The organism is Cobetia sp. 5-25-4-2, from assembly GCF_013374075.1.
Lineage (GTDB): Bacteria > Pseudomonadota > Gammaproteobacteria > Pseudomonadales > Halomonadaceae > Cobetia > Cobetia marina.
Map to the genome: position 1 here is coordinate 41,721 of NZ_BLWK01000009.1, position 25,473 is coordinate 67,193.

Below are 25,473 nucleotides of genomic sequence, written 5' to 3' on the forward strand. Positions count from 1 at the left end.
TTCGTTTCTGGAGGCAAAGGAAACCTCTCGAGGTATCGAGGGTACTGCGTGAGAGGGCGGGGAGGTTTTCAGGCATCCCCCTCCATCTGCCAGGATATCGGCCGATACATCCAAAGTCGCTCTGCGAGCGTAAGGGGGTATGCCCCGAGTCCGATGATCGGGCCATTACGCTGTCGTCTCGCTTGAGGACACTGAGCGTGGAGGAAAAAATCAGGCAGTTCCGTACCTTGCAGGTAAACTATCGTTTCAAGTGTATGTCCACTTTCAGCTCGTTCCCCTTGGCAGGCCCCCGATGATTGAGGTCATTCATGCATGGTAGCTATTCCCCCTCACTGGTATTGCTTTCCATTCTGGTCGCGGTACTGGCATCTCATGCTGCCTTGCAGCTGATTCGGCAGGTCGCGCTGTCGGTGTCGCGTGCCAGTCGCCTGGGGTGGCTGCTGGGTGGGGCTCTGGCGATGGGCCTGGGCATCTGGTCAATGCATTTCATCGGCATGCTGGCCTATGACATCGGTACGTCGGTCACCTATGAGTGGGGCTTGACGCTACTCTCGATGATGGTGGCCGTGCTCTCTTCCGGACTGGCGCTGTGGGCCAACACGCTGTCGCGCTTGACGCTGCCATGGCTGTTTGGCAGCGGGGCGGTGATGGGGGGCGGGATCGCTTCGATGCACTATCTCGGCATGGCGGCGATGCAGATGCCGATGGCGTATCGCTACGATGCCCCGTTGTTGGGACTGTCGATTCTGGTGGCCGTCATCGCCTCGACGGCTGCGCTGTGGCTTGGAGGGCTCTTTCTGCATCAACGCCGCCCGCGTCGCAGTTATCAGGCCCTTGCTGCGTTGCTGATGGGGGGAGCGATCGCAGGGATGCACTATCTGGGCATGGCGGCGATGGAAGTGGTGCCTGACTCGGTGATGCCGGCTCCCCCGCTTCGTTCGGGGGAAGGGCAGCATGTCTGGCTGGCAGTGATACTCGGGGTTGCCTCACTGGCCGTGCTGGGACTGACGTTGCTGGCGCTGAAGGCAGAAAGTCGTGTGCGGCGCAGTCGACACTATCGGGCGCGGTTGAGCGGTCTGCTGGAGTACCGCACCCGGGAATTGCGTCACGAACGGGATCAGGTAACCGTGATGCTGGATTCCATCGATGAAGGGGTGATCAGCCTTGATCGGGAGGGAATGATCCGCCACATCAATCCCATCGCGGCAGAATTGTGTGGCTGGGATCCCGCGCTGGCCCGGGGCCGCCCCTGGGCGCGCATTCTGCAATTGCGCCATGAGGGTTCGCTCCACATGATGGATACCCACCTGGATGTCGTGCTCAGCCGCGGGGAGGTCGTGCACATGGCGAACCAGACCCTGCTGGTCGCCAGGGATGGCAGTGAGTGTGCGATAGAGCTCAAGGCGTCTCCGGTACGCGCTCGCAATGATGAGGTGGAAGGTGCCGTGCTGGTCTTCCGTGACATCAGTTATCGCCAGGCGATGATTCGTCGGCTCGATTTCCAGGCCCATCATGACAGCCTGACGGGGCTGCAGAACCGCAGTGCCTTCGATGATGCTCTGGGGGCCTCGCTGGAAGACGGCGATCTGCATCAATTGCTGTATCTGGATCTCGACTTCTTCAAGGTCATCAACGACACCTGCGGTCATGCGGCGGGGGATACCGTGCTGCGCGAGATTGCGCATCTGATGCGCGAGCAGATCCGGGATTCTGATGTGCTCGCCCGTCTGGGAGGCGATGAATTCGCGGTCATCCTCTACCGATGCAATCGTGAACAGGCACTGGAGCGCGCCTCGAGACTCTGCTCGACCATCGCGGATTATCGTTATCTCGAGGATGGGCGTCAGTTCCAGCTGGGTGTCAGCATCGGCCTGGCGTCCATCACGGGGAGTGCACCGGCCACGGAAGTGCTGCGTCAGGCCGACGCGGCCTGTTACATGGCCAAGCAGAATGGTCGCAACCAGGTGCATGCCTATCATGAGGAAGATGCCGGGCTCGAGCGTGCCCAGCGCGAGCTCCAATGGTTGCCTCTGTTGCAGGAAGCGCTGGAGAAACGCTTCTTCACGCTCTATATCCAGCCGATTGAATCGTTGTGCCGCCCTTCCAGTGGGCCTTACTACGAAGTATTGCTGCGCTACGTCAATGCCGAGGGCGAGCATATGACCCCGGCCCACTTCATGGGCACTGCCGAGCGCTTCGGGCTGATGCCTGCCATTGATGTCTGGGTCGTCACTGAAGCGCTGCAGGTACTGAAATCCAATGACGGGCGCATTGAAGAAGACGCCATCCTGGCCATCAACCTCTCGGGGCAAAGCCTGAGTGACATGCCATTGCGCGATCAGCTGATCACCATGATCGAGGAGAGTGGCGTGGCGCCTGAGCGATTGTGCTTCGAGATCACCGAGACGGCCGCCATCAGCAATCTGGCGCAAGCACGCGAATTCATTCGTGGCATTCGTCGCCTTGGCTGCAGCTTCTCGCTGGACGATTTCGGCAGCGGAATGTCCTCTTTCGCCTATCTCAAGGAGTTGCCCGTCAATCAGCTCAAGATCGATGGCGCCTTCGTGCGCAATCTGACCCGTGACAGCCTGGACGCTGCCATCGTCTCGGCCATCTGCCGCATCTGTGCCCAGATGGGCATCGTCACCATCGCCGAATACGTGGAGCGACGTGACTTGCTGCCGGCACTTGAGCAGATCGGTGTCGATCTCGTTCAGGGCTATGGTATCGGTCGCCCCCAGCCGCTGGGAGGGGTGCTGCTCACTTCTGGTCCCCGGCGCGACAACGGGCCTGCAGCCAGCCTGCAAGGTTGATAGAATGTCGCCTTTGCATCGGCACGCTTCGTGCCGATGCGTCTGTTTGCCGGAGTGTGCCTGTGAAACTCTTGCTGCTGGATGCCGGGCATTGCCTGAGCCTCGGCCTGGCCCGAGTGGCCAACACCCGTACGGATCTCGAGCTTCAAGTGCTCGATGCCGTGCGTATCGACGCCAGTGATATTCGCTCGCATCGCGCGGACGTGGTGATCGTGCCTCCCTTCGTCAGTCCTGCGGACTCGGCACCGGCAGACGTCACGGCGCATGCCGAGCACGTGGAAGCCGTGCTGGCGGCCTGTGTCGAGACAGACACGCCGCTGGTGTGGTGCGTGGCGGACCAGATGTTCGAGCAGGGCGGGGAAGGCTTGCTCGATGAGGAAGAGGTGCCATCCCCCATCGATACGGCATTGCGTCGGGTCATCGCCACGGGCGACCGTATCCGCGCCGAATTGCCGAGCCATCTGATCGTGCGTCTCGGGCCGTTGTTCGGCCCCGATGGCCGTGATGCCTGGCTGCCGACGCTGATCGAGTCGTTGCTCGCGGGTCAGGAAGTCCGGGCTGCGGAAGACGTCATCCTGTGCCCGACCAGTGTCGACGCCGTGGCCATGGCGCTGGTCGGCATGCTGCAACAGCAACGTTGCGGTGCGGGTTCCTGGGGCGCCTATCATCTGGCGGGTACCGAGCCTGTCAGCAGTTACGCCTTCATCAGCGTGGTGCGGACTCAGCTGATCACTCGGCTCGAGGGGATCGGGGAGGAGGTATCACCCGGCCCGATCAAGGCGTTGACGCTCAACTCGGGAACTCCGCTGCGCCGAGTGCTCAACTGTCGACGAGTGCTGGAGACCTTCGGGGTGCATCAGAAACCCTGGCGGCTGGAGCTGTCCCGCCTGCTGGACGATTGGGTGGCACAGCGCACCCCGGTGACCTCACCTCAAGAGGATGTCTGACGTGCGGAGATCTTTACTGTGAATGCACTGCGTAGTGTGTTGTTTTACTTCGGTTATTTCATGGCGTTGCTGCTCAGTGCCCTGGTGCTGGTACCCGTGGCAGCCTGCTTGCCGCTCAAGGCACGTTATCGCGTTCTGCATAGTTACAACCACCTTGTGCTCTGGTGGTTCCGTCTCACCTGTGGCGTCAGGGTAGAGGTCAGCGGACGTGAGCAGCTGCCCGAAGGGGCATGCGTTCTGCTCTCCAACCACCAGAGTGAGTGGGAAACCATCTATCTGCAGGTGGTCAAGCGGCCGCTGTGCACCGTGCTCAAGCAGGAGTTGCTCAAGATTCCCGTCTTCGGTTGGGGGCTCAAGCTGCTTGAGCCGATTCCGCTGGACCGCAAGCAGCCCGCCAAGGCGCTCAAGCAGGTGTTGAGCGTGGGAACGCAGCGGCTCAAGGATGGCTTCACGGTGCTGATCTTCCCGGAAGGGACGCGCCTGGCACCGGGGACGCGCAAGAAATTCAATAAGTCAGGTGCCGCGATTGCCTGTCGTGCTGGAGTGCCGGTCGTCCCGGTGGCCCACAATGCAGGCGAGATCTGGCCCAATGACAGCTGGATCAAGCGTTCTGGCACCCTGCATGTCGTCTTCGGGCCTGCGATCGAGACCACCGGCCGCAAGCCGGATGCGGTGATCGCGGATGTCGAGGGGTGGGTGGAAGACACCTTGCAGCGGATATCCCGCACTCCACGTCCGCCACTCGAGGAAAAGGCACCGGCAGACAGCGTGGGCGTCTGAGCGCTCCGATTGGAGGAAGTCGGGCGGTGAAGTGATGTGAAAGCCAGCCGATAGCTCGCTACCAGCAAAAAGGCCGCCCCATGGGGCGGCCTTTTCGTGTCATGCATCACCGGTCAGAGATTCATGATCTCAGTCCTGGAAGCGCTCCAGGATCAGACAGGCGTTGGTGCCACCGAAGCCGAAGCTGTTGGAGAGCACACGCTCGATCTTCACGCCATCACGGCGAGTGGTGACGATATCGAGGCCGTCGGCGCGTTCATCCAGTTCGCTGACGTTGGCGGAGGCGGCAATGAAGTCGTTCTCCATCATCAGCAGCGAGTAGATGGCTTCCTGCACGCCAGTGGCGCCCAGAGAGTGGCCGGTCAGCGACTTGGTGGAGCTCATCGCCGGGCTGTCCGCACCGAAGACTTCCTGGATGGCCTTGAGTTCGGCGACATCACCCACTGGCGTCGAGGTGCCGTGAGTGTTGATGTAGTCGATCTTGCCATTCACGGTTGCCATCGCCTGACGCATGCAGCGTGCGGCGCCTTCACCGGACGGTGCCACCATGTCGTGGCCGTCTGACGTTGCGCCGTAGCCTGTCACTTCGGCGTAGATCTTGGCGCCACGTGCCTTGGCATGCTCCAGCTCTTCCAGTACCAGCATGCCGCCACCGCCAGCGATGACGAAGCCGTCACGGGTGGTGTCGTACGGACGAGACGCGGTTTCCGGCGAGTCGTTGTAACTGGTGGAGAGCGCGCCCATGGCATCGAACAGGCAGGACAGTGTCCAGTGTTCTTCTTCACCGCCGCCAGCGAAGACCACGTCCTGCTTGTTCAGCTGGATCTGCTCGACAGCGCTGCCGATGCAGTGAGCCGATGTCGCACAGGCCGAGGAGATCGAGTAGTTGATGCCCTTGATCTTGAACGGCGTGGCCAGGCACGCGGAGACGGTGGAGCCCATGGTGCGGGTGACGCGGTACGGTCCGACGCGGCGCAGGCCCTTGGCACGCATGATGTCAGCGGCCTCGACCTGGTTGGCGGAAGATGCGCCACCGGAACCGGCGATCAGGCCGGTACGCTCGTTGGAGACCTGCTCCGGGCTCAGGCCGGAATCAGCGATCGCCTGCTCCATGGAGATGTAGGCATACGCCGCGGCATCTCCCATGAAGCGCAGTTGCTTGCGATCGATATGGTCTTCGAGGTTGATGTCGACTACGCCCGCGACCTGGCTGCGGAAGCCAAGCTCGGCGTATTCCTCTTTGCGGCGGATACCGGAACGTCCCTCTTGGAGGGATTCCAGGACCTGCTGGCGATCATTGCCCAGGCAGGAAACAATGCCCAGCCCGGTGACTACCACTCTACGCATGGGAGCCTCCCGTTCAGAAGTTCGCAGTGGAGGTGAACAGACCGACGCGCAGGTCGTTGGCCTGATAGATGTCGCGGCCATCAACGGTGACTGTGCCATCGGCGATGCCGAGGATCAGCTTGCGAGTGATGACCCGCTTGATGTTGATGGTGTAGGTCACCTTCTTGGCGGTCGGCAGGACCTGACCGGAGAATTTCACTTCTCCGCAGCCCAGCGCACGACCGCGGCCCGGGTTGCCAAGCCAGCCGAGGTGGAATCCGACCAGTTGCCACATGGCATCGAGGCCCAGGCAGCCCGGCATGACCGGATCGCCCGGGAAGTGGCAGTCGAAGAACCACAGGTCCGGAGTGATATCGAGCTCAGCGATCAACTGCCCCTTGCCGTGGCTACCGCCTTCCTCACTGATGTGAGTGATGCGATCCAGCATCAGCATGTTGGGAGCAGGCAGTTGCGCATTGCCCGGGCCGAAGAGTTCGCCCTGGCCGCAGGCCAGCAGCTCGTCGCGAGTAAAGGAGTGTTGCTTGGTCACTGAGTCATTCCGAGTAGCGGGATGGTTATGCCGTACGGGGCGTAACAACGCCCGAATGGGGCTAGTCTAATGGCTGGCCCCACTGAATGCACGTGGGGGGCAGACTAAAGGGCACCATGGGGCGGTGCAAATATCTGCTTCAGCTTTTGGCGTGCCAGTCGATAAGACGATGGGTGTCAGCGGGCTGGCATGACATTTCCGTGGAGAATGGGCAGCATTGGTGCGCGGGCCAGCCTGGCTGTGAAGTGGCCATTTGCATGATGAAACCGTGTAGTGGATATCGTCATCTCGACCGAGGGTCCGGTATGTGGCCGAATGCTTCCTTCAATCGCCCCCTCATCTGGGGGGGAGTCATTGCTCTGTGCCTGATGCCGTGGCTGCCAGGCCTCGAACTGCGACTGTGCGCGCTGATACCGGTCACCCTGGCAGGCGCGGACATCCTGCGGTTGATGCGCCGACTGCATCTGCGGCGCGAGTTGCTGGAGGCGGCCGTGCACCTCAGCAGCGATGGACTCCTGATCAGTGATAGTCAGAACAAGGTATTGGCGGTGAATGCCGCCTTCAGTCGGATCACCGGCTACGCGCCGGAGGAGATCATCGGGCGCAACCCTTCCCTGCTGTCCTCGGGCCGCCATGACGAGGACTTCTATCGCCGCTATTGGCAGGCCCTGGCGGTGCATGGCTATTGGGAGGGCGAGGTCTGGAACCGGCGCAAGCAGGGCGATGAGTACCCTGAGTGGCTGAGGGCGCGACGCATGGAGCGCGCGGGAGAGGTGTTCCACATCGCGCTGTTCTCGGATATCTCGCGCCATAAGGCGCGGGAGGAAGACCTGCAGCGCATCGGGCTGGAGGACACTCTGACCGGCCTGCCCAATCGACGTCGTCTGAGTGACCTGATGGTGAGTCGTCTGGGCAGCTTGCGGGCCGGGGAAGCCCTGGACCTGGCGCTGATCGACATCGACGCCCTCAAGAGCATCAACGACTCGCTGGGCACCGAGGGGGGAGACCGTCTGCTCAAGCTGTTCGCGCGGCGCCTCACGGAGCTGGCACGCGGCGGTGTCGCAGGACGCATCGGCGGTGACGAGTTCGTGATTCTGCGAACCACGGCGGGGGGAGACCACGGTGAGTGGATCGAAGAGCTGCGCTCGACGCTGACCCAGCCACTGGAAGTGGACGATCAGATTCTCCACCTGGCGCTCTCGATCGGCAGCTGTCGTGCACCGGAGGACGGGCGTGATCCCGAAGTGGTGATGCAGCGCCTGGAAAGCGCGCTCTACGCCGCCAAGCGCCACGGTCGCAATATCGACATGCGCTTCCAGCCGGCGCTGGACTCCGGTGCCGATCTCCAGTTGGGACTGGCCAACGATCTACGGGCAGCGCTCGAGAGCCATGGCCAGTTGCAGCTGCACTACCAGTGTCAGCATCAGGCCAGTACCGGCAAGGTGAGCAGTGTCGAGGCGCTGCTGCGCTGGCAGCATCCATTGCGTGGGCCGGTGTCGCCTGCTGACTTCGTCCCGCTGGCCGAGCGCCATGGCCTGATGCTGACACTGGGCAACTGGGTGCTGCGCGAGGCCGTGCAGCAGCAGGCGAACTGGCGACGTGCGGGACACCGCCTGTGCATCTGGGTGAATGTCTCGGCACTGCAGCTGATACAGGGCAATTTCGAGGCCTCGCTGGCCGCGCTGCTGCTGGAGTATGACGTGCCGGCGGACAGTATCGGCCTGGAATTGACCGAATCGGTGTTGCTGGATGAGCGCGCCGGTGACATCTCGCGCCGGCTGGCGACCCTGCGCAGCAGAGGCCACCAGATCGCGGTGGATGATTTCGGGACCGGCTATTCGTCGCTGTCCTATCTGAAGGATCTGCCAGTGGACAAGCTCAAGCTGGATCGGGCCTTCATTCGCAGCTTGCCGGGGGAGCGCTCCGATGCGGCCATCACCATGGCGGTATTGGCGATGGCCAAGGGGCTGGGCATGGAGATGATCGCGGAGGGTGTCGAGACGGCAGAGCAGCGTGAGTACCTGGTATCGCACGGTTGTGGCTGGATTCAGGGCTTCTACTTCTCCCGTCCCGCGCCGGCGGCGGACGTCATCGAGCGCCTCAATGGCTATGAATCCGGCCAGTTGTCCATGGCCATGGCCTGAAGCCGCCTCGATGCACGGACATCATGTGCCTGGCTGGGCCAGCTTCCAGCGCGAGATGGCCAGGCATAGCCCGCCCCAGATGAGGGCCTGTGCCGGCAACAGCCAATCGGCGAGCGTGACGTCAGCGAGCTGAGCGCCGCCGTAATAGGACAGGGGCGCGCTTGTCGCCCCGCCGATGGCGGCGAGCCATGGGCGCTGCCATAGCCAGTGCAATGCATGATGTACGGTACTGGCGAACAGCGGCCACAGGCACCACATCCACACGGGCAGCGGCAGCCAGTGTGTCCAGTCCGGCGCGGTGGCTGGCAGCGAGTAGCCACCGGCCAGGGTCAGGCCGCCGTCCACCACCATGCCCAGTGCCAGAAAGCCCCCCAGCCATCGCAGCTCTCGTACGCGCCGGGCCTGTGGGACGACCCAGCCCAGATGCGCGGCCAGAATGAGCGGGGTGACCAGCAGTGCGCCCCAGGCGCCCCCCAGCACGCAACTGAACCAGCCAAGCTGAAACAGCCCGGCATTCAGCAGTGGGGTGATGCGTGGAGAGAGCACGTTCAGGCGTTCCAGTCCTTGAGTCCCATCTGCACCGGGCGCGCGCCCGGGCCTCCCAGCAGCAGCTGACAGGTGCCGATGGTGCGCTCCCGGAAGCCCCCTTCACAGTAGGCCAGGTAGTAGCGCCACATCCGCACGAAGCGTTCGTCATACCCCTGTGCATAGACATCGTCGAGGCGTGCCTCGAAACGCTGCCCCCACGCCTTGAGCGTGGCCGCGTAATGCAGGCCGATATCCTCGAGTGTCAGCAGGTTCAGCTGGGTATCACGTTGCATGGCACCCAGTATGGCGCCATGTGAGGGCAGGAAGCCGCCCGGGAAGATGTAGCGCTTGATGAAATCCATCTCGCGGCTGGCGGCCGCGAAACGCTGATCACGGATCGTGATGGCCTGCAGGGCGATCAGGCCTTCGGGCTTGAGGAGTCGCTCGAGAGTCTTCAGGTAGGTCGGCAGATACTGATGCCCGACCGCCTCGATCATCTCCACCGAGACGATACGGTCGAAGCGGCCCTCGAGGGCACGATAATCCTGCTTGAGCAGCGTGATGCGATCTTCCAGTCCTTCCTCGGCGATGCGTGCCGCCGTGTAGGCATGCTGCTCATCGGAGATGGTAGTGGTGGTCACGTGACAGCCGCGCGTTCGGGCAGCATGGATGGCAAGGCCGCCCCAGCCGGTACCGATCTCCAGCAGATGATGCTGTGGTCCCAGCTCCAGCAGGTCGAACAGTCGCTCCAGCTTGTGCGTCGAGGCTTCCTCGAGGTCTGCCTGGGGATGCGGAAAGACCGCCGCGGAGTACATGCGGTGCTCGCGATCGAGGAACAGCGCGAAGAGGTCGTTGCCAAGATCGTAGTGCGCCGAGATATTGCGCTTCGAGCCCGCCAGGGTATTGCGCGCCAGCGCGTAGGCGACACTCAGCGCCCACTTGGAAAGGCGCGAGGTCCCGCTGTCCACCGAGTCATTGACCTGTTCCAGATTGAAGGCGAACAGACGTACCAGCCCCACCAGATCATCCGTCTCCCACTGACCATCCATGTAGGCTTCCGCCGCCGCGACGGTGCCCCCCAGTGCCATGCGCCGCCAGGCGCGCGAATCGTGGATGCGCAGCGTGATGTCACGTGGTCCCCCTTGCCCCAGTACATGGCGCTCACGACCTTCCAGCACGGTCAGGCTGCCGCCCTCGAGTCTGTCGAGCATGCGCAGCAGCCGAGGGCGCAGCAGGCGGGTCAGGCGGTCATCGTGACGGGGGATTGCCACCGGACTGGGGGGAACGGGTTCAAACTGGCTCATGGTGATGTCCTCATGACGGATGCCGAGTCTCTGGCTGAGGGCGCGGATGATCGAAGATCGGCACGCGCTTGAGCGCCAGACGCAGCGCCTCGTAATGGATGCCTGCCACGGTCTTGAGCGTCATCCACGGGAAGCGCAGCAGCAGGCGGGTCATGGCGCGTGGAGTCGCAGGTTCCAGATGCAGGCTCAGACTGGCATCGAAGAGTGATTCCCCGGGCTTGCGTGTCACTTCCTCGCCCAGTGGATGATTTTCCATGTGCAACAGGAGCTCATCGTTGCTGGGGTCATTGAAGCGCCAGTGATAGCGCATGCCCATCGGCATGAAGGGAGAGACATGCAGGCGCTTGTCGAAATGCGCCGAATGCATGCGCCGTCGCGAATCGGTGCGCGAGGCATACAGCACACGCTCGCCCCAGGGAATGTTGGTCACCTCACCGAGCACGGCGCCCAGCTGGCCCGTCGCGTGGTAGAGGTAATAGAGTCGGATCGGGTTGAAGCCCACCCCGAAATGCCGCAGCTGGGTCAGCAGGAAGATGCGGCCTTGCGGCAGGGGCGCATGATCGCCCGCCATGGCGAGCTCGCGTCGACAAGCCTCATGGACACGCTCGATCAATGGACCATCCGTCAGACCGTGCAGGGCTGCCGGGAGATGGTCGCGCTCGCGAAAGGCCAGCGGTGCCGCCCGGCTGGCGCTTGCCAGACGCCGGCCTGCCATCAGGTCCGGCAGCTCATCCAGCGCCAGCCACGCCATCGCGACGCGATAGCGAAAGGCATGCTGGCGCGGCGCATGGCGACGATGGCGCAGCGTGCCGTAGCCGATACGGCTGGCGGGCGCCTTCAATCGTCTGCCTCGCGGGCACCCAGTGCCTCGGCGACGCGCAATGCACTCCACACGCCATCTTCATGGAAGCCGTTGCGCCACCAGGCACCACAGAAATGGGTGCGTCCCACCGGGCCACCGGGCCGCGGCGAGACACCGGAGATCTCCATGAAGCGCTGCTTGGCGGCCTCGGCCTCAAGCGTGAAGCGCGGGTGATCATAGGCGTAACGGCCCAGTACGAGGGCGGGGTCGATGGCATCGCTGTCGTTGAGCGTGATGCAGAAGGTCTCTCGAGGCGGATAGTCGCGCTCATCGAGGCGCTGCAGGATGTTCATGTCGTAGGTGACGCTGGCTCGCTGGGCGTCATCCCGGCCATCGAGACGGTAGTTCCAGCTCGCCCAGGCCTCACGGCGCCTGGGCAGCAGGGAGGTGTCGGTGTGCATCACCACGTCATTGCGCTGGGTCGTGATCGCCGAGAGCACGTCCTGCTCACAGGCGCTGGCGTCTTTCAGCAGAGCCAGTGCCTGAGGCGCATGACAGGCCAGCACCACCTGATCGAAGCGTTCGCAGCGCCCATCGACGTGCTCCAGTGTCACGCCGTCGACATCGCGCCGTATCTGGCGGATCTCGCTGTTGAGGTGAATGCGCTCGGCATAGCCCTCGGTCAGTGGGGCGATGTAGCTGCGTGACCCACCGATCAGCGTGAACCACTGGGGACGATCGTTGATCGACAGCAGGCCGTGATGGCGGAAGAAGCGCACGAAGAACTGCAGCGGGAAGCGCTCGATGTCCGCGATGCTGGCGGACCAGATCGCCGCGCCCATCGGCAGCAGATAATGCTCACGAAACACCTGCGAGTAGCCGTTGGCGTCGAGATAGCTGCCCAGGGTCGCGTCCTCGGCGAGCCTGCCGCTGTCCAGGTCCGCCGCGGCCTGCTGATTGAAGCGCAGGATGTCACGCAGCAGTCGATAGAAGCGCGGACGCAGCAGGTTGCGTTTCTGGGCGAACAACGACAGCAGCGTATGGCCGTTGTACTCGAAGTCCTCGGCGGTGGTGTGTACCGAGAAGCTCATCTCGGTGGGCTGGTAGGCGACATCGAGACGCTCCAGCAGGCGCTGGAAGTGGGGATAGGTGCGGTCGTTGAAGACGATGAATCCGGTATCGATGGCCCATTCGCTGCCATCGACTGTCTGCACGTCCATGGTCGCAGTATGGCCGCCGAGACGCTCGGCCGACTCGAAGACATGCACCTCGTGGTGACGACTGAGGTAGTAGGCCGCTGCCATGCCGCTGATGCCGCTGCCGATGACGGCGATCCGCTGGCGGGGAAGAGGAGCTGTTGCCTGTGACGTCGTTGTATTCATGCCACTCCAGAGAAGGAAGACCTGCGATCAAGAAACATGCTGTTCGTGGCAGGCATCCGCCTGCCTGATGTCGGTCAATCTCGCGTCATGCGCAGTCCGATCTGGCGGCGCAATGTCGGCGGTAGAATGCCCAGCAGCTTCACCAGCAGCGTGAAGCGCCTGGGGAAGTGGATATCGAGCCGGTGACGCGCCAGCCCTGACACGATCGCCTCGACGGCCTGATCGACCGTGACCTGCATCGGCATCGGGAAGTCATTGCGCTCGGTCAGCGGTGTCTTGACGAAGCCCGGATGAATCACGCTGACATCGATCCCCTGAGCATCCAGGTCCAGCCGCAGCGACTCGAGGAAGTAGCTCACTGCAGCCTTGGAAGCCCCATAGGCTTCGGCGCGTGGCAGCGGCAGGTAGGCCGAGGCACTCGACACCGCCGCCAGCTGTGGCCGCTCTCCCCCCTGCGCGGCAGCCGTGCGAAGCAGGGGCAGCGCGCTCTCGATCACATCCACGGCTGCCTGGAAATTGGTGGCGAAGACTCGGTGAACCAGATCGGCCTCGAAATCACGTGCATCCAGATATTCGCAGGTACCTGCGTTGAGGAGCATCAGGTCGAGTCCACCGAAGTCTTCCTCGATCTGTCGTGCAGCCGTGCGGATGGCATCACGGTCGGTGAGATCCAGCGTGATCACCAGTGCATCACCGGGGCCTTGTTCGGCGTCGGCCGCGATGGCCTTCAGCTTGTCGGTGGAGCGTGCGCTCAGCACGACACGATGCCCATCGGCCAGCAGGCGACGCGCCAGTCCTTCACCGATCCCGGAGCTGGCACCGGTCAACCAGATGCGCTTGCGTGTCGTGGCTGGGGGCCTGGCTTGACTGGGCATTCTCTCTCCTTGGCGTGTTCGCCTGTCGCGATGAGCGCACCGCTTGACTGTCGGTGGGGGGATGTCATCTGCGTGCCTGGGGGCACATCAGTCCATGCGTCGCTTGAGCAGCCTGATCACCTTGCCCAGCAACGGCACCTGCTCGTAGAGCAGCTCGCCGGCATCGAAGAAGTCACGGTGCCGACATACCTTGCCGTGTCGGAATTCGAGGCGTGAGGCACCTTCCACCACGATATCGCTGCCGCCGTTCAGGCGCGGATGGCGATAGGTCATCGTCCAGCTCAACCATGCCAGTCCCTGCTCCGCGCTCTCCCACGTGTCCGGTGCCTCAAGCGACGTGGCCGCCGGCTCTGGCCGAGTCGGGCCCAGCGGATGATGAAACACGAAATCAATCGATGAGACATTCGTGTACAACCCTGAGAAATACTGGTTGAGCGCTTCGAGGCCCTGAACTTCGTGCAGAGGATCGCGAAAAACGACATCGTCACTATAGACTGATTTCAGCAGCTCTGTAGAGGTTTTGTCCAGCTTTTCGTAAAGGCGACAGACCCGAACCAGCGCCGGGCTCATCTCGGGGGGCAGCGATTGCATGGCTGTGCTCCTGACGTCGAGACAATGAAAAAGCGGCCCGCTGGAGATCAGCAGGCCGCCTGGCAGGGTCATTCGCTTCTGGTGAGCGCCTTGAAGGCATCGAGGGCTCGCTGGCGGGCGGCCTTGTGGTCGACGATCGGGCGCGGGTAGCCACAGGCATGGCAGTCGTCAGCCGTGGGCTGGTGACGACGCTTGGCGGGAAGGTCGGCCAGCTCAGGCACGAAGCTTGCGATGAAGTCGCCGTCCTTGTCGAAGCGTTGCCCCTGGGTGGTGGGGTTGAAGATGCGGAAATAGGGCGCGGCATCGGTGCCGGTCGAGGCGGCCCACTGCCAGCCGCCATTGTTGGCCCCCAATTCACCATCCACCAGGTGCGCCAGGAAGTAGGCCTCACCACGGCGCCAGTCGATCAACAGGTGCTTGGTGAGGAACATGGCCGTCACCATGCGCAGGCGATTGTGCATCCAGCCGGTCTCGACCAGCTGGCGCATGGCGGCATCGACGATGGGGTAGCCGGTACGCCCTTCGCACCAGGCGGCGAAGCCTGCGTCATCATCGCGCCATTGCAGGGCTTCGGTATGGCGCTGGAAGGGACGGTGGCGATTGACGCGCGGAAAGCCGACCAGGATGTGCTGGTAGAACTCGCGCCAGATCAGCTCGTTGACCCAGGTGGTCAGGCCGACATCACCGTCGGCGAGACTGCCGTTTTCCGCCAATACCGCCGCGTAGCACTGTCGAGCCGAGATCATGCCGAGCGCCAGATAGGGGGACAGTTCGCTGGTGCCGCGCGTGGCGGGCAGGTCGCGCTGCTCGTGGTAGCGGCGCGCCCGGAAGGTCATGAAGCGCTCCAGGCGCTCCTGAGCGGCATCCTCGCCGGCAGGCCATCGCTCCGCCTCCAGCGGCTCGCTCGGCCCATGTTCCACGTCGACGCTTAGCGTGTCGGGAAGCGCGGGAATGGCGTCTCCTGAAATCTCGCGTCCCTCGGCGTCTCGGGGCGCATCCTGCACCGCGGGAGCCTCATTGAGCGCCAGACGCCGCGCGTCGATCTCCTTGTGCCAGCGCTTGGAGAAGGGCGTGAAGACGCCGTAGTAATCGCCCTTGCCGGTCAGCAGTTCGCCGGGCGTGAAGGCGAGCATGTCAGTGTAGCGATGCAGGCGGATGTCGCTGTCGGCCAGGCGCGCGCGGACGAGTCTGTCGCGCTCGCGCTCATTGACGGCGTACTCGTCATTGAAGTGCAGCGCCTGGACGCCAAGTTGCGTGCACAGCGTGGCCAGCGCTTCGGGTACTTCCGCGAAGGTGTCGCAGTCGAGGACCTTGAGCGGGATGTGATGGCCGGCGAGTGCCTGCTGCAGGACGTGCAGACCGCGACGCAGGAAGTCGAGCTTGTTGGCACCATGACCATGGGTCATCCACTGGGCGTAGCAGGGGATGACCACCGCCACCACCGGGCCGCGTGCGGCCGCTTGCGAGAGGGCGGTATTGTCATGCACGCGCAGGTCGCTTCGCAGCCACACGAGCTGCAGAGGCTGTCGGCTCGCATCGGAGTCAGCCCCGGATTCGGTGTCCGTACCGGGAGACCGTGAGGCGGTGGAAGTGCGGGATGTGGGAGAAGGGGCAGGCATGAAAGCTCCTTTGCGGTCGAAAATGTGCATCGCGCAGGAGCTTCGGGAGGATCAACGAGCCAGCAAGGACCTCAGGCGGACCACCGCTTGAACGGGGTCGGCCCCGAGACCTTCCAGGGGCCCGTCCACCAGCTCCTGCTGGCGAATCTGGGCGGCCGGGCCAGCGATGGCCAACGGCACGGAGAGTTGTTCTGCCACCCGCGGCAACTGGCGGCGCATGACATCGCTGCGCTCGGCCTGAGTGCCGACCAGGATCACGGCCTGCGCCTGGAATCGCTCAGCGGCCAGTGGCAGCTCGGCCAGGGGCAGCGGGCCATCCAGCAGGCTGACGTGATAACCGGCATCGCTGGCGACCAGCGCCAGCAGCAGCAGCCAGCTCAATCCCGGTTCATCCGGCAGGCGCGTCAGAGTGATGTGCGGGGCATGGCGCTCCTGATTCGCGAACATCAGGCGGGCGCCGATACGTGAGCGCAGGAAGCTCTCGAGGAAACATTGTGCCAATCGGGCCCCGAAGGTCGTGGTGCCACGCTCCTCCAGCTGCTCGACCACCGGCTTCCACAGGCGTTCGACCACACTGTTGACCGGATACAGCGCCAGACTCTGGTTGTAGAGCTCCGCCAGCCGAGACTCGTCCTGGGCGTCGATGGCAGCCATGATCAGTTGCTGCTGGCCGCCCCAGCTGCCTTCATCCGGCATCGGCGCCGTCTCTGGCTGGGGCTGATCCAGCAGCTCTCGCACCTGACTGACGGGCACGCCCCTGTTGAGCCACTGCAGGATGTGCTCGATGCGCTCGATGTCCTCGCGGGCATACAGGCGATGTCCCTTGGGCGTTCGGCGCGGTTCGATCAACCCGTAGCGGCGCTCCCAGGCTCTCAACGTGACCGAATTGACGCCGGTCAGGCGTGAGACTTCACGGATCGGAAACAGGGGCGAGCTGGCAGTTTCCGTGGCCTTGTCAGTCATGGATGGTGTTACCTCTGCGGTGACGAGGCATCCCGGATGAAGCACGAAGAGGAACGAAGCACAGAAGTGGGAACTGAAGCATTCGAAGCGCTGCGGGATGCCGGCAATGCATCTTGTGCATTAGCTGTACATGTGGGGCTCAGGATGGCGCAGCCGCCTCGGCCTGACAAGTGGCATCACGCGTCAATTCACGTCGCATATTCGACGCGCAGGCCTGAAGGTGGCATCGCAGAGCCTTTCCGGTTCGCAGTCTCTCTCGGGTCATCGGGTCATCATGCGTTGTCCTGTTGCTCCACAATCTCGATCAAGGCCTCGACAAACGCTGGATGGGCACCCACCGGGTCCAGCAACGTGATCGGACAATCCGGATGCTGCTGGCGGGATGTCTCGAGCATGGCGGGGACGTCTTCGCGCAGATGGCGGCCCGCCGCAAAGAACAGCGGCAGGATGTCGATACGCGCCGCACCGTCTGCCGCCAGGGCGTCGATGGTGTCGGTCAGCAGCGGGTCACACAACTCCATGTAGGCCAGACGTGTCGGGCGCTTCAGGCGACTGGCGAGCGAGGTCTCGAGTGCCTCGAAGGGCTCGCGCCAGCGTGGATCACGCGAGCCATGCGCCAGCAGGATCAAGGCATCATCCTGGTGTTCCGTCTTGCTCATGAGGGCTTCCTGTCATGGGGGGATCGTGGGTCAGTCCTCTGAACTCGTGAACTCGTGAGCTCATGAGTTCAGCGCGTCAGCCAGTCGCTCTGCCGCTTCGCGTCCTGACAGCCAGGCATCTTCGACTCGCGGTCCTTTCAGTGCATCGCCCGCCAGGCTCAGACCGTGCTGGCTCATCGGCGAGGCGGGCATTGCCTGAGGTGCGCAGCGGGTCGGATGAGCATAGCGCCAGCGATGGGCCGTGAGCGATACCTTGCCTTCACTCCAGTCCTCGCCAAGCGCCTGGATCTCGGGCAGTGCCGTGAAGGCTTGCCAGAGTGCCGCGCAGATGTCCTCAGGCGAGTCTTCCAGGTGAGTCTGGCTCCAGCCGGCGGTGGCCAGCAGGCTCAGGGTCTCGCGAGCCCCCGAGGGGGGCTGGCGGCCGGGGCGCGAATGCTGTCGCATCACGCAGCGCAGTGGGGCGTCATCTCCGCGACTGACCAGCAGCCCCTGCCAGTCCTCGATGCCTGCCAGGGCCGGCAGCGGTGTCTCCAAAGCGGCCATCACGGTCCAGGTGGGTGCCATCTCGATCCGCGAGAGCAGGGCGCTCAGCTCGGGCGCCAGAGAGTGTGAGGCCTGTTGCGCCGAGGCCGGCACGTTGCCTTCAGCGTCGGTACCGGCGTCATTCAGCAGAGCACGGGCCTGAGGGGCCGGGGCGGTGATCATCACATGATCAAAGGGACCATGCCGCTCGCCGTCCCGGTCCTCAAGCTGCCAGCGAACCTTGCCGCCCGCCGCTTCATCGCGGACCAGGCGTGTGATGCGCAGGCGAGTGTGCAGGGTGGCATTGGCCGGCAGCTCCTCGCTCAGGTGGCGGCTCAGGGCGCTCATGCGCGGACTGGCCACATAGCGGGCAGAATCATCGCGAAGCCGCTGCCATTCCTGCGTGTCAGACGCTGTCCTGCCCAGACGCAACAGCCTGTCACCCCAGGGGGCGACGATACCGTCTGCCCGCCATGTCTCGAGCGCTGACTGGAAGCGCGGATCACGCGCGGTGAAATACTGAGCGCCGATGTCGAGGGGGCCGTGGGGAGTGCGCCGACTGGCCAGACGACCGCCCGGGCCGCGTCCCTTCTCGAAGATCGTCACCGCGTGACCCTGCGCTGCCAGGTACGAAGCAGCAGAGAGACCGGCGATACCGGCACCGATGATGGCGATGGACGATACTGACATCAGGCAGGGCTCCTGCTGGGGAAGATGGACCGGGAGGATGGAACATGAAATGACGCCGGCATCCCTTGAAGTTAACTTCTTGTGCATGATTGTACAATAAAGGTATAGATTCATGGCAAGAGTTGGCACACTCGATGCTTCATCGCCGAGGAGGACAGCATGCGAATCTTGATCACGGGGGCAACGGGATTTGTCGGTCAGGCACTCTGCCGCTCACTGGCCGCGGCCGGGCATGAGCTGGCAGTGGTGTCACGTCGTCCGGAGCGGGCCGAGCGGCAGTTCGCCGAACTGGGCATCACCCTGAAGGCGGCGGATTCGGCGCTGATGTTCAAGGACTGGCAGCCACAGGGCATCGTCAATCTGGCGGGGGAATCGATTGCCGGGAGGCGCTGGAGCGAGGATCACAAGCAAGAGCTGCGTCGCTCGCGGCTGGAAACCACCGAGCATCTGGTGCTGCTGTGTCAGCAACTGGCGGCTGAGGGGCAGGCTCCCCAGGTGATGGTATCCGGTTCGGCGATGGGGTATTACGGCGCGCAGCCCAAGGCGGGCGAGCCGGGTGATGTCGAGATCGACGAGCAGGCAACGCCTCACGATGACTTCAATCATCGCCTGTGTCGCGACTGGGAAGCGGCCGCCATGCCAGTCTCGGACTGTGGTGTTCGCCTGGCGATCATCCGCATCGGTCTGGTGATGGAAGCGGATGGCGGAACGCTCGCCAAGTTGTTGACGCCCTTCAAGTTCGGCTTGGGTGGGCGTCTCGGCGATGGCCGTCACTACATGCCGTGGATCCACCGCCATGATCTGATCCGCATCATCGAGCGTCTGCTGGAGGATGAGGACTTGAGTGGGGCCTTCAATGCCAGTGCACCGCATCCGGTCACCAACATGGGCTTTACCCACGCCTTGGCGCGCGGTCTGGGGCGCCCAGCGATCCTGCCGCTGCCGGCCAAGGCACTCAAGCTGGGGCTGGGAGAGATGAGCACGCTATTGCTGGAGGGCGCCCGCATGGTGCCGGCGCGCCTGCTGGCCGCAGGCTTCACCTTCGACTACCCGACCCTCGACGTGGCCTTCGCCGACATCCTGAGAAAGTGAAGGCCGGGGCCTGATGCTGCAGGACTTGAGCCTCTTGGCCAGTACCTGGCGGCTAGAACGGCAGCGGAGCATTCAGCACCAGCGATGGCGCGTCGCTGCCTGTCGCTGACGGAATCACCAGCTGTGCGGCATGCAGCAGCAGGCGAGGGCTGGCATTCAGTGCCGCGCCGCGTGCATAGAAGCCATCACCGATGATGGGGTGGCCGAGCGCCAGCATATGCAGGCGCAGCTGATGCGAGCGCCCGGTATGGGGTGTCAGCAGGACACGGCTGGCGGCGAGGGTCTGAGGCGAGCCATCCGGGCGCAGGCCATCGAGCATCAGGTGACGCTCGATCTGATAGTGGGTCAGTGCCGGTTTGCCATGGAGGAAGTCGACGATCTGCCGCGGTCTGCGCGGCCAGTCACAGCGCAGCGGCAGGGCGATGCTGCCCTCGTCGGGCGTGAGATGCCCTGCCACCACGGCCACGTAGCGTTTCTCGAGGGTGCGCGACTGGAAGAGGCGCGACAGCCGCCGCTGTCCCTCGACATTGCGCGCCACCAGCAGCACCCCGGAGGTTGCCACATCCAGCCGATGCACGGCACGGGTGTCCGCGCTCAACCGGCACAGGCGCGAATGGACGCTGTCGAAGCGTGAAGGGTCGCGGCCCGGTACCGAGGGCAGCTTGGCCGGCTTGTCGATCGCCCACCAGTCATCGCCTGCCGCCAGCAGCGTCAGCCCCACTCCCTCGACACGCGCGACCTCCTCGGCAAGGCGTTGTCCCTGCCAGCCATGCTCGGTCGTGGTGTCGGGTCGGCTTTCTGGATGTGATGTCGCCATGACGGTGCTCTAGAGTGGTAGGGGTTGGACGGTCAGGCCCAAGAATAACGCTTTCGACGACTCACAATGAAAAGCGCCCCACTTGCCGATGGCAGGTGGGGCGCTTTTCTTGCGCCATTGGCAAGCCGTGACGTCAGGGATGACGTCACGTCGCGGGCAGATCAACGTTCGTGAGCATCCACGGTGACGATGACGCGCACGCTGTCCAGACGCAGACGCGTGGTCTCGATGGCGCCATCGAGAGCGGCACGCTCCTGGCGCAGCGCTTCCAGCTCTTCCTCGCGCACCGACGGGTTGTGGCTGGCCAATGCTTCGAGGCGGGCGAGCTCCGCGCTGAGCTGCTCACGCATCTGCTGCTGGGCCTGCTCGACGATGCTCGGCAGTTCGCGCTCGGCTTCCTGCTCGGCGCCGCTCATCAGCTTGCGCAGTGTCGCGTGGCTCTGCTTGATCAGATCACGCGCGACCGCCTTCTTGACCGGCTTGAGGTTCTTGGCCAGCCCGCCGAAGGAGACCTTGTCGGACAGGTTGCTGCCGTTTTCATCCAGCAGCACCCGGATGGCGGTCGGTGGCAGGAAGCGACCCAGGCGCAAGCCGCGCGGTGCGGTGGACTGGGTGCGGAACACCACTTCCGTCATCAGGCGACCGCCCGGGATCGCCGGGTGCTTGAGCAGTGCCAGCGCCGTGTTGCCCATGGAGCCATCGATGATGCGCACCAGCATCTCGCGGACCAGCGGGTGCTCCCACGACAGATGCTGGACATCTTCGCGTGACAGCGCCGTGGCGCGATCGCTGGTGACGCTGAAGCCTTCCTCGCCCTTCACCAGCCCCGGCAGGCCGTCGAGCATGTGCGGGCCTGGTGCCAGGTAGGTGATGCCATCGCCGAGGTCCCGGCTCTCGATACCGAAGATGTCGAAGGCGCGCTCCAGGTAGCCCGGCAGCGCCTTGTCGTTGTCCAGTGTCTCGATGGCGGCGATGACTTCCGCGGCGCGCTCGTGACGACAGGCATTGAGTTCCAGCAGACGGTTGCGACCGGACTGGCGCTCGGCCTGCAGGGCGTCGAAGCGTTCGCGGGTCTGCTCGATGATGCTGTCGATCTCTTCGCTGTCGAGCAGGGCTTCTTCCAGCTCGTCACCGAACTGGGAATACAGCTCGCTGCCGATGCCGTGGGGCGCACTGAAGGCGTCCATGCCATCGCGGTACCAGCGCAGCAGCTGGGCGCCCGGTGAGCCTTCGAAGACCGGTACGTGGATCTCGATCGGGAACTGCTGGCCGATGCGGTCCAGACGCCCGATGCGCTGCTCGAGCTGGTCCGGATGCACCGGCAGGTCGAACATCACCAGGTGGTGGCAGAACTGGAAATTACGGCCTTCCGAGCCGATTTCCGAGCACACCAGCAGCTGCACGCCTTCTTCCTCGGAGGCAAAGGCGGCGGCGGCGCGATCACGCTCGACCAGGCTCATGCCCTCATGGAAGACCGGTGCATGCACGCCGCCCAGCACGCGCAGGCCTTCGGACAGCTCACGCGCGGTATCGGCGGTGTGACAGATCACCAGCGCCTTCTCGTTGCCGAGGTCGGTCAGGGTTTCCAGCAGCCACATGACGCGCGGGTCGATCTGCCACCAGGGCTCGGCGTTCATGCGGTCATCGGGCAGGGCGCGGTACATCTCGTCGAGGAACAGCACCACCTCGGGGTGGTTCATGCCGGTCTCGATCAGCAGGTCATCGAGGTAGTCCTCGTCACGCTCCAGCTTGCGCACCACACGCCGGTAGGAGGAGGGCAACTCCAGCTCATGGACGTGCAGACGACGCTCGGGGAAGCCTTCGACGTGGGTGCGCGAGTTGCGGAACATCACGCGGCCGGTGCCGTGGCGGTCGAGCAGCTGGTCACGCAGCTGACGACGTGCGCTGTCCCGCTGGGCGTCATCGCTGTCGCTGTCCATCAGGGTCTCGAGCAGGGCGCGGCTGTCGCCGTCATCCAGCACGGCGGTCAGGCTGTCCAGGCCGCTGGTGTCAGTCGGCAGGGCATCCAGGCTGTCGATGGCCGAGGCCACGGCGACGTAACCCTCTTCCTCGGCCTTGAAGCGCTCCAGGTCGTGGTAGCGCTCCGGGTCGAGCAGGCGCAGGCGCGCGAAGTGGCTCTCCAGCCCCATCTGCTCCGGTGTGGCGGTCAGCAGCAGCACACCGGCGGTCTGGCGGGCGAGTGATTCGACGCAGGCATAGCCCGGGCCGACCTTGTCTTCGCTCCAGTCGAGGTGGTGGGCTTCATCGACGATCAGCATGTCCCAGTCGCAGGCGGCAGCCTGGACCTGACGCGACGGGTTGGCGAACAGCCAGTCCTGGCTGGCCAGAATGATCTGGTTGCCTTCGAAGGGGTTGCGCGTGCCGTGGGCCTTGCATTGCTCTTCATCGAGCAGCGAGACATCCAGCGCGAAGCGGCGCAGCATCTCGACCAGCCACTGGTGGGTCAGGCTCGCCGGTACCAGGATCAGGGCGCGACGGGCACGACCGCTGAGCAGCAGGCGATGCAGGATCAGGCCGGCTTCGATGGTCTTGCCCAGGCCGACTTCATCGGCCAGCAGCACGCGCGGTGCGTGACGGCGCGAGACCTCATCGGCGATGTACAGCTGGTGCGGTACCAGGTCGACCTTGGGGCCGGAGAGGCCCAGCGCGGGGCTCTGCTCGACACGATGGAAGTGGCGCAGGGTGCGGTAACGCAGGTCGAACCAGTCATTGCGGTCGACCTGGCCGGTCAGCAGGCGGTCACGGGCCTGGTTGAACTGCATCTTGTCGTTGAGGCGTGCCTCGGGAAGCTCGAGCAGCTCGCCGGCGCTTTCGCCTTCACGTTCACAGATGTAGAGGATCTGGCCGCGCACTTCCTTGGAATCATCGACGATCAGCCATTCGCCATCGTCGGACTGGATGCGGTCGCCATTGCCGAAGGCGACTCGGGTCAGGGGCGCCTCGCGGAGGCTGTAGGTGCGGGTTTCTTCGCTGGCGGCAAAGAGGACGGTAACCGTGCGGAAATCGACATTGAGGATCGTGCCAAGGCCGAGATCGGCCTCACCATCACTGATCCAGCGCTGACCGGGAATGAAGTCGCTCATGATGCCTCGGGGTAGGACAAAGACGGGAATCGGGAATACAGGGGCGCGGTATCTTACCGGATCACGCGCCGTGGCTTAAGCGCCTTTTGTCCTTGTGAGGCGTCTTTGTCCTCTCGTGTCGTCACTGGGCGTGGTGCACCCATGGCATGAGGCCTTCTCTCATGATTTGGGGGAGGGTGTCCGTCACGATCCAGGCGGGGGCATCAGCGCCTGCAGCTGGGCGCGGCTCAGCTCGCCGATGTGGCGTTCGATCAGGCGGCCTTCGCCATCGAAAATCAGGGTGGCGGGCAGGCCCTGTGCGTCGGCGAGCCCCATCAGCTGCATGGCGGGGTCCAGCAGGGCGTATTCCAGCGTGAGTCGCTCACTCTTGAGGAAACGAGTGACCGCGAGCGCCTGTTCGCCCTGATTGGCCAGCACCACGGTGACATCCGGCCGGGCGTCCACCTCGGCCAGCAGCGGCATCTCCCGGCGGCAGGGCGGGCACCAGGTAGCCCACAGATTGACGATCACGCGCTGATTGCGGACCTCATCCAGCGATACCGGGCGGCGATCCAGATGATGCAGGGTGATCGACGGCATGCGCTCGATGGAATGCGTGCTGCCCAGCGGGTCGAGCTGCTTGAGGCCGAGGAAAGCGGTCAGGCCCAGAGTCAGACTGCCCAGCGCGATGACCTGGCGAATCACGCCATGCCGGCGCAGCAGCCACAGGCTGGCCAGGGTCGCGGCCAGCATGCCGCCGAGCAGGTGGTAGCCCGGTTGCCACAGCTTGAGAATATCCAGCGGTGTCTGCTGATAACTTGCCCAGTGCAGGGCGACGTAAGTGAGGCGCGCACCGATCACCCAGCTGACCAGCATGCGATTGAACCAGCGCGAGGGGCTCAGCGGTGAAGAGTCGTGAGCGGGCGCGGTCGTGCCCCTGGCGTGCATGCGCGCCAGTAGACGAATCAGCAGCGAGAACTCGATCAGCATCACCAGGGCTGCCACGAAGGCATAGAGGCGTTCGACGGAAATCAGGGCAGGGCCCAGAGCGATGGCATCCATGCGGTTATCCTTTGGCGGTGTCCGGGAAGGGGCATTCGGGTCAGCACTACCTGTCGAGCGGCGCTTGGCCGGCGCTGCAGTCGCGAGGCTCGAGTATGCGATAATCGACGGACTTCGACATCCACGCCTCGCGCGCTGAGCATTGCTCTGTCGCCGAGGACGCTTCAGGGATATCCCCATGCTTTCACATCATTATGACCGTAGCCGTGCGATCGCCGTTGCCAGCCAGGCTATGGGGCTGATCGCCATCGTCGCGCTGGAAACCTGGCTGGGGGATGCCGCCCGCCCGTGGCAGGGGCTGGTGTTCGCCCTGATGCTGGCCTGTGGACTAGGGCTGGCGCTGCGCAGTTACTACCTCAAGCAAAAGGCCCGCCGCGACCGAGAACGTGCTGGTCGCGAGCGGGCCCGCAAGGCGAGTGACACCTGGATGTCCGATTGACGCAGGTGAGCGACTCAGTAGCTCTGCAGTCGGTAGCCTTCACGCTCCATGCAGTACTTCAGCAGCGTCTGTTTCTCGTTGTCTGACTTGTCCGTCAGGCCAAGTTCGTACTGGCAGCCGGCCCAGGTGTTGTGAGCCTCCGTGCTGTTGGCACCGGGCTTCTCCCATTGGGTACGGGTGGAGGCGCAGGCGGAGAGCAGGGAGGTGAGCAGCAGGGACAGCATGGCAAGGCGCAGTGTGTGCATGTGGCATCCTGAGGGATGTAAGGCGTTGGAGGGGAGTTCGTCACTGGGCAACATGAGCCGCAGGAAAACCTTCCAGCATCAAAAAAGCCGCTGATCAGTGATCAGCGGCTTTTTCAGATATCTGGTCGGAGTAGCAGGATTCGAACCTACGACCTCTGCCTCCCGAAGGCAGCGCTCTACCAAGCTGAGCTATACTCCGATGCGTCGTGAGCTTGTCTCGACGGAGGTGAATTATACGCA

22 protein-coding genes and 1 tRNA gene are annotated in these 25,473 nt (G+C 63.9%); 6 read left to right on the forward strand and 17 right to left on the reverse strand.

Features of this window, described 5'->3' with window-relative positions; translation table 11 throughout:
• Nucleotides 1–308: 308 nt before the first annotated feature.
• The 3 genes from HXS65_RS15700 to HXS65_RS15710 all read left to right on the forward strand — a co-directional run bounded on the left by HXS65_RS15700 (nt 309) and on the right by HXS65_RS15710 (nt 4,540).
• A complete protein-coding gene (locus tag HXS65_RS15700) occupies nt 309–2,813 on the forward strand; it encodes a bifunctional diguanylate cyclase/phosphodiesterase (protein WP_176494330.1) in 2,505 nt (834 codons plus the stop codon).
• 62 nt (nt 2,814–2,875) lie between these two features.
• The gene (locus HXS65_RS15705; protein WP_077373366.1) at nt 2,876–3,760 is read left to right on the forward strand and encodes a sugar nucleotide-binding protein; all 885 of its coding nucleotides are present in this window, start codon (nt 2,876–2,878) and stop codon (nt 3,758–3,760) included.
• Between the two features lie 60 nt (nt 3,761–3,820).
• Nucleotides 3,821–4,540, forward strand: a complete 720-nt coding sequence (locus HXS65_RS15710; protein ID WP_077373500.1) for a 1-acyl-sn-glycerol-3-phosphate acyltransferase — start codon at nt 3,821–3,823, stop codon at nt 4,538–4,540.
• Nucleotides 4,541–4,669: 129 nt separating this feature from the next.
• On the opposite strand, the gene fabB is transcribed toward HXS65_RS15710, so the two are convergent.
• On the reverse strand, nt 4,670–5,887 hold the full coding sequence (gene fabB / locus HXS65_RS15715) for a beta-ketoacyl-ACP synthase I (RefSeq protein ID WP_077373369.1): 1,218 nt from the start codon (nt 5,885–5,887) through the stop codon (nt 4,670–4,672).
• Between the two features lie 13 nt (nt 5,888–5,900).
• The gene (gene fabA, locus HXS65_RS15720; protein ID WP_077373372.1) at nt 5,901–6,416 is read right to left on the reverse strand and encodes a 3-hydroxyacyl-[acyl-carrier-protein] dehydratase FabA; all 516 of its coding nucleotides are present in this window, start codon (nt 6,414–6,416) and stop codon (nt 5,901–5,903) included.
• A gap of 305 nt (nt 6,417–6,721) precedes the next feature.
• On the opposite strand from fabA, the gene HXS65_RS15725 reads away from it, so the two are divergent.
• On the forward strand, nt 6,722–8,560 hold the full coding sequence (locus HXS65_RS15725; RefSeq protein WP_176494331.1) for a bifunctional diguanylate cyclase/phosphodiesterase: 1,839 nt from the start codon (nt 6,722–6,724) through the stop codon (nt 8,558–8,560).
• Nucleotides 8,561–8,581: 21 nt separating this feature from the next.
• Here the strand turns inward: HXS65_RS15725 and HXS65_RS15730 are convergent, their stop codons facing one another.
• The 10 genes from HXS65_RS15730 to HXS65_RS15775 form a co-directional block, all read right to left on the reverse strand.
• Nucleotides 8,582–9,106: a DUF2878 domain-containing protein gene (locus HXS65_RS15730; protein ID WP_176494332.1), complete on the reverse strand. Its 525-nt coding sequence runs from the start codon at nt 9,104–9,106 to the stop codon at nt 8,582–8,584.
• Nucleotides 9,107–9,108: 2 nt separating this feature from the next.
• Complete coding sequence (locus HXS65_RS15735; protein WP_176494333.1) at nt 9,109–10,392, reverse strand: cyclopropane-fatty-acyl-phospholipid synthase family protein; 1,284 nt, start codon at nt 10,390–10,392, stop codon at nt 9,109–9,111.
• 10 nt (nt 10,393–10,402) lie between these two features.
• Nucleotides 10,403–11,233 carry a DUF1365 domain-containing protein gene (locus HXS65_RS15740; RefSeq protein ID WP_077373383.1) on the reverse strand — a complete coding sequence of 277 codons (831 nt, stop codon included), beginning with the start codon at nt 11,231–11,233 and terminating at the stop codon, nt 10,403–10,405.
• Nucleotides 11,230–12,576, reverse strand: coding sequence for an NAD(P)/FAD-dependent oxidoreductase (locus HXS65_RS15745; protein WP_176494334.1), 1,347 nt, complete (start codon nt 12,574–12,576; stop codon nt 11,230–11,232). Before HXS65_RS15745 ends, HXS65_RS15740 begins: the two co-directional genes overlap by 4 nt.
• Nucleotides 12,577–12,650: 74 nt before the next feature.
• Nucleotides 12,651–13,451, reverse strand: a complete 801-nt coding sequence (locus tag HXS65_RS15750) for an SDR family oxidoreductase (protein WP_084207751.1) — start codon at nt 13,449–13,451, stop codon at nt 12,651–12,653.
• 87 nt (nt 13,452–13,538) lie between these two features.
• Complete coding sequence (locus HXS65_RS15755; protein ID WP_255304532.1) at nt 13,539–14,042, reverse strand: nuclear transport factor 2 family protein; 504 nt, start codon at nt 14,040–14,042, stop codon at nt 13,539–13,541.
• A gap of 68 nt (nt 14,043–14,110) precedes the next feature.
• Nucleotides 14,111–15,661: a deoxyribodipyrimidine photo-lyase gene (phrB, locus tag HXS65_RS15760; protein ID WP_176494335.1), complete on the reverse strand. Its 1,551-nt coding sequence runs from the start codon at nt 15,659–15,661 to the stop codon at nt 14,111–14,113.
• Nucleotides 15,662–15,712: 51 nt separating this feature from the next.
• Nucleotides 15,713–16,624: a MerR family transcriptional regulator gene (locus HXS65_RS15765; protein ID WP_077373395.1), complete on the reverse strand. Its 912-nt coding sequence runs from the start codon at nt 16,622–16,624 to the stop codon at nt 15,713–15,715.
• Between the two features lie 272 nt (nt 16,625–16,896).
• The gene (locus HXS65_RS15770) at nt 16,897–17,283 is read right to left on the reverse strand and encodes a sirohydrochlorin chelatase (protein WP_084207753.1); all 387 of its coding nucleotides are present in this window, start codon (nt 17,281–17,283) and stop codon (nt 16,897–16,899) included.
• Between the two features lie 60 nt (nt 17,284–17,343).
• Nucleotides 17,344–18,495: an NAD(P)/FAD-dependent oxidoreductase gene (locus tag HXS65_RS15775; RefSeq protein WP_176494336.1), complete on the reverse strand. Its 1,152-nt coding sequence runs from the start codon at nt 18,493–18,495 to the stop codon at nt 17,344–17,346.
• 159 nt (nt 18,496–18,654) lie between these two features.
• On the opposite strand from HXS65_RS15775, the gene HXS65_RS15780 reads away from it, so the two are divergent.
• Nucleotides 18,655–19,587 carry a TIGR01777 family oxidoreductase gene (locus HXS65_RS15780; RefSeq protein ID WP_077373400.1) on the forward strand — a complete coding sequence of 311 codons (933 nt, stop codon included), beginning with the start codon at nt 18,655–18,657 and terminating at the stop codon, nt 19,585–19,587.
• Nucleotides 19,588–19,639: 52 nt separating this feature from the next.
• On the opposite strand, the gene HXS65_RS15785 is transcribed toward HXS65_RS15780, so the two are convergent.
• The 3 genes from HXS65_RS15785 to HXS65_RS15795 all read right to left on the reverse strand — a co-directional run bounded on the left by HXS65_RS15785 (nt 19,640) and on the right by HXS65_RS15795 (nt 24,549).
• On the reverse strand, nt 19,640–20,404 hold the full coding sequence (locus HXS65_RS15785) for a pseudouridine synthase (protein ID WP_176494337.1): 765 nt from the start codon (nt 20,402–20,404) through the stop codon (nt 19,640–19,642).
• Between the two features lie 161 nt (nt 20,405–20,565).
• Entirely contained in the window at nt 20,566–23,508 is a 2,943-nt protein-coding gene (rapA, locus tag HXS65_RS15790) for an RNA polymerase-associated protein RapA (RefSeq protein ID WP_176494338.1), read from the reverse strand.
• A gap of 183 nt (nt 23,509–23,691) precedes the next feature.
• Nucleotides 23,692–24,549: a TlpA disulfide reductase family protein gene (locus HXS65_RS15795; protein WP_176494339.1), complete on the reverse strand. Its 858-nt coding sequence runs from the start codon at nt 24,547–24,549 to the stop codon at nt 23,692–23,694.
• Nucleotides 24,550–24,727: 178 nt separating this feature from the next.
• On the opposite strand from HXS65_RS15795, the gene HXS65_RS15800 reads away from it, so the two are divergent.
• A complete protein-coding gene (locus HXS65_RS15800; RefSeq protein WP_176494340.1) occupies nt 24,728–24,988 on the forward strand; it encodes a hypothetical protein in 261 nt (86 codons plus the stop codon).
• Nucleotides 24,989–25,002: 14 nt separating this feature from the next.
• Here the strand turns inward: HXS65_RS15800 and HXS65_RS15805 are convergent, their stop codons facing one another.
• Nucleotides 25,003–25,233 carry a hypothetical protein gene (locus tag HXS65_RS15805; protein ID WP_077373415.1) on the reverse strand — a complete coding sequence of 77 codons (231 nt, stop codon included), beginning with the start codon at nt 25,231–25,233 and terminating at the stop codon, nt 25,003–25,005.
• A 122-nt stretch (nt 25,234–25,355) separates the two neighbouring features.
• Nucleotides 25,356–25,432, reverse strand: a tRNA-Pro gene (locus HXS65_RS15810).
• Nucleotides 25,433–25,473: the final 41 nt, after the last annotated feature.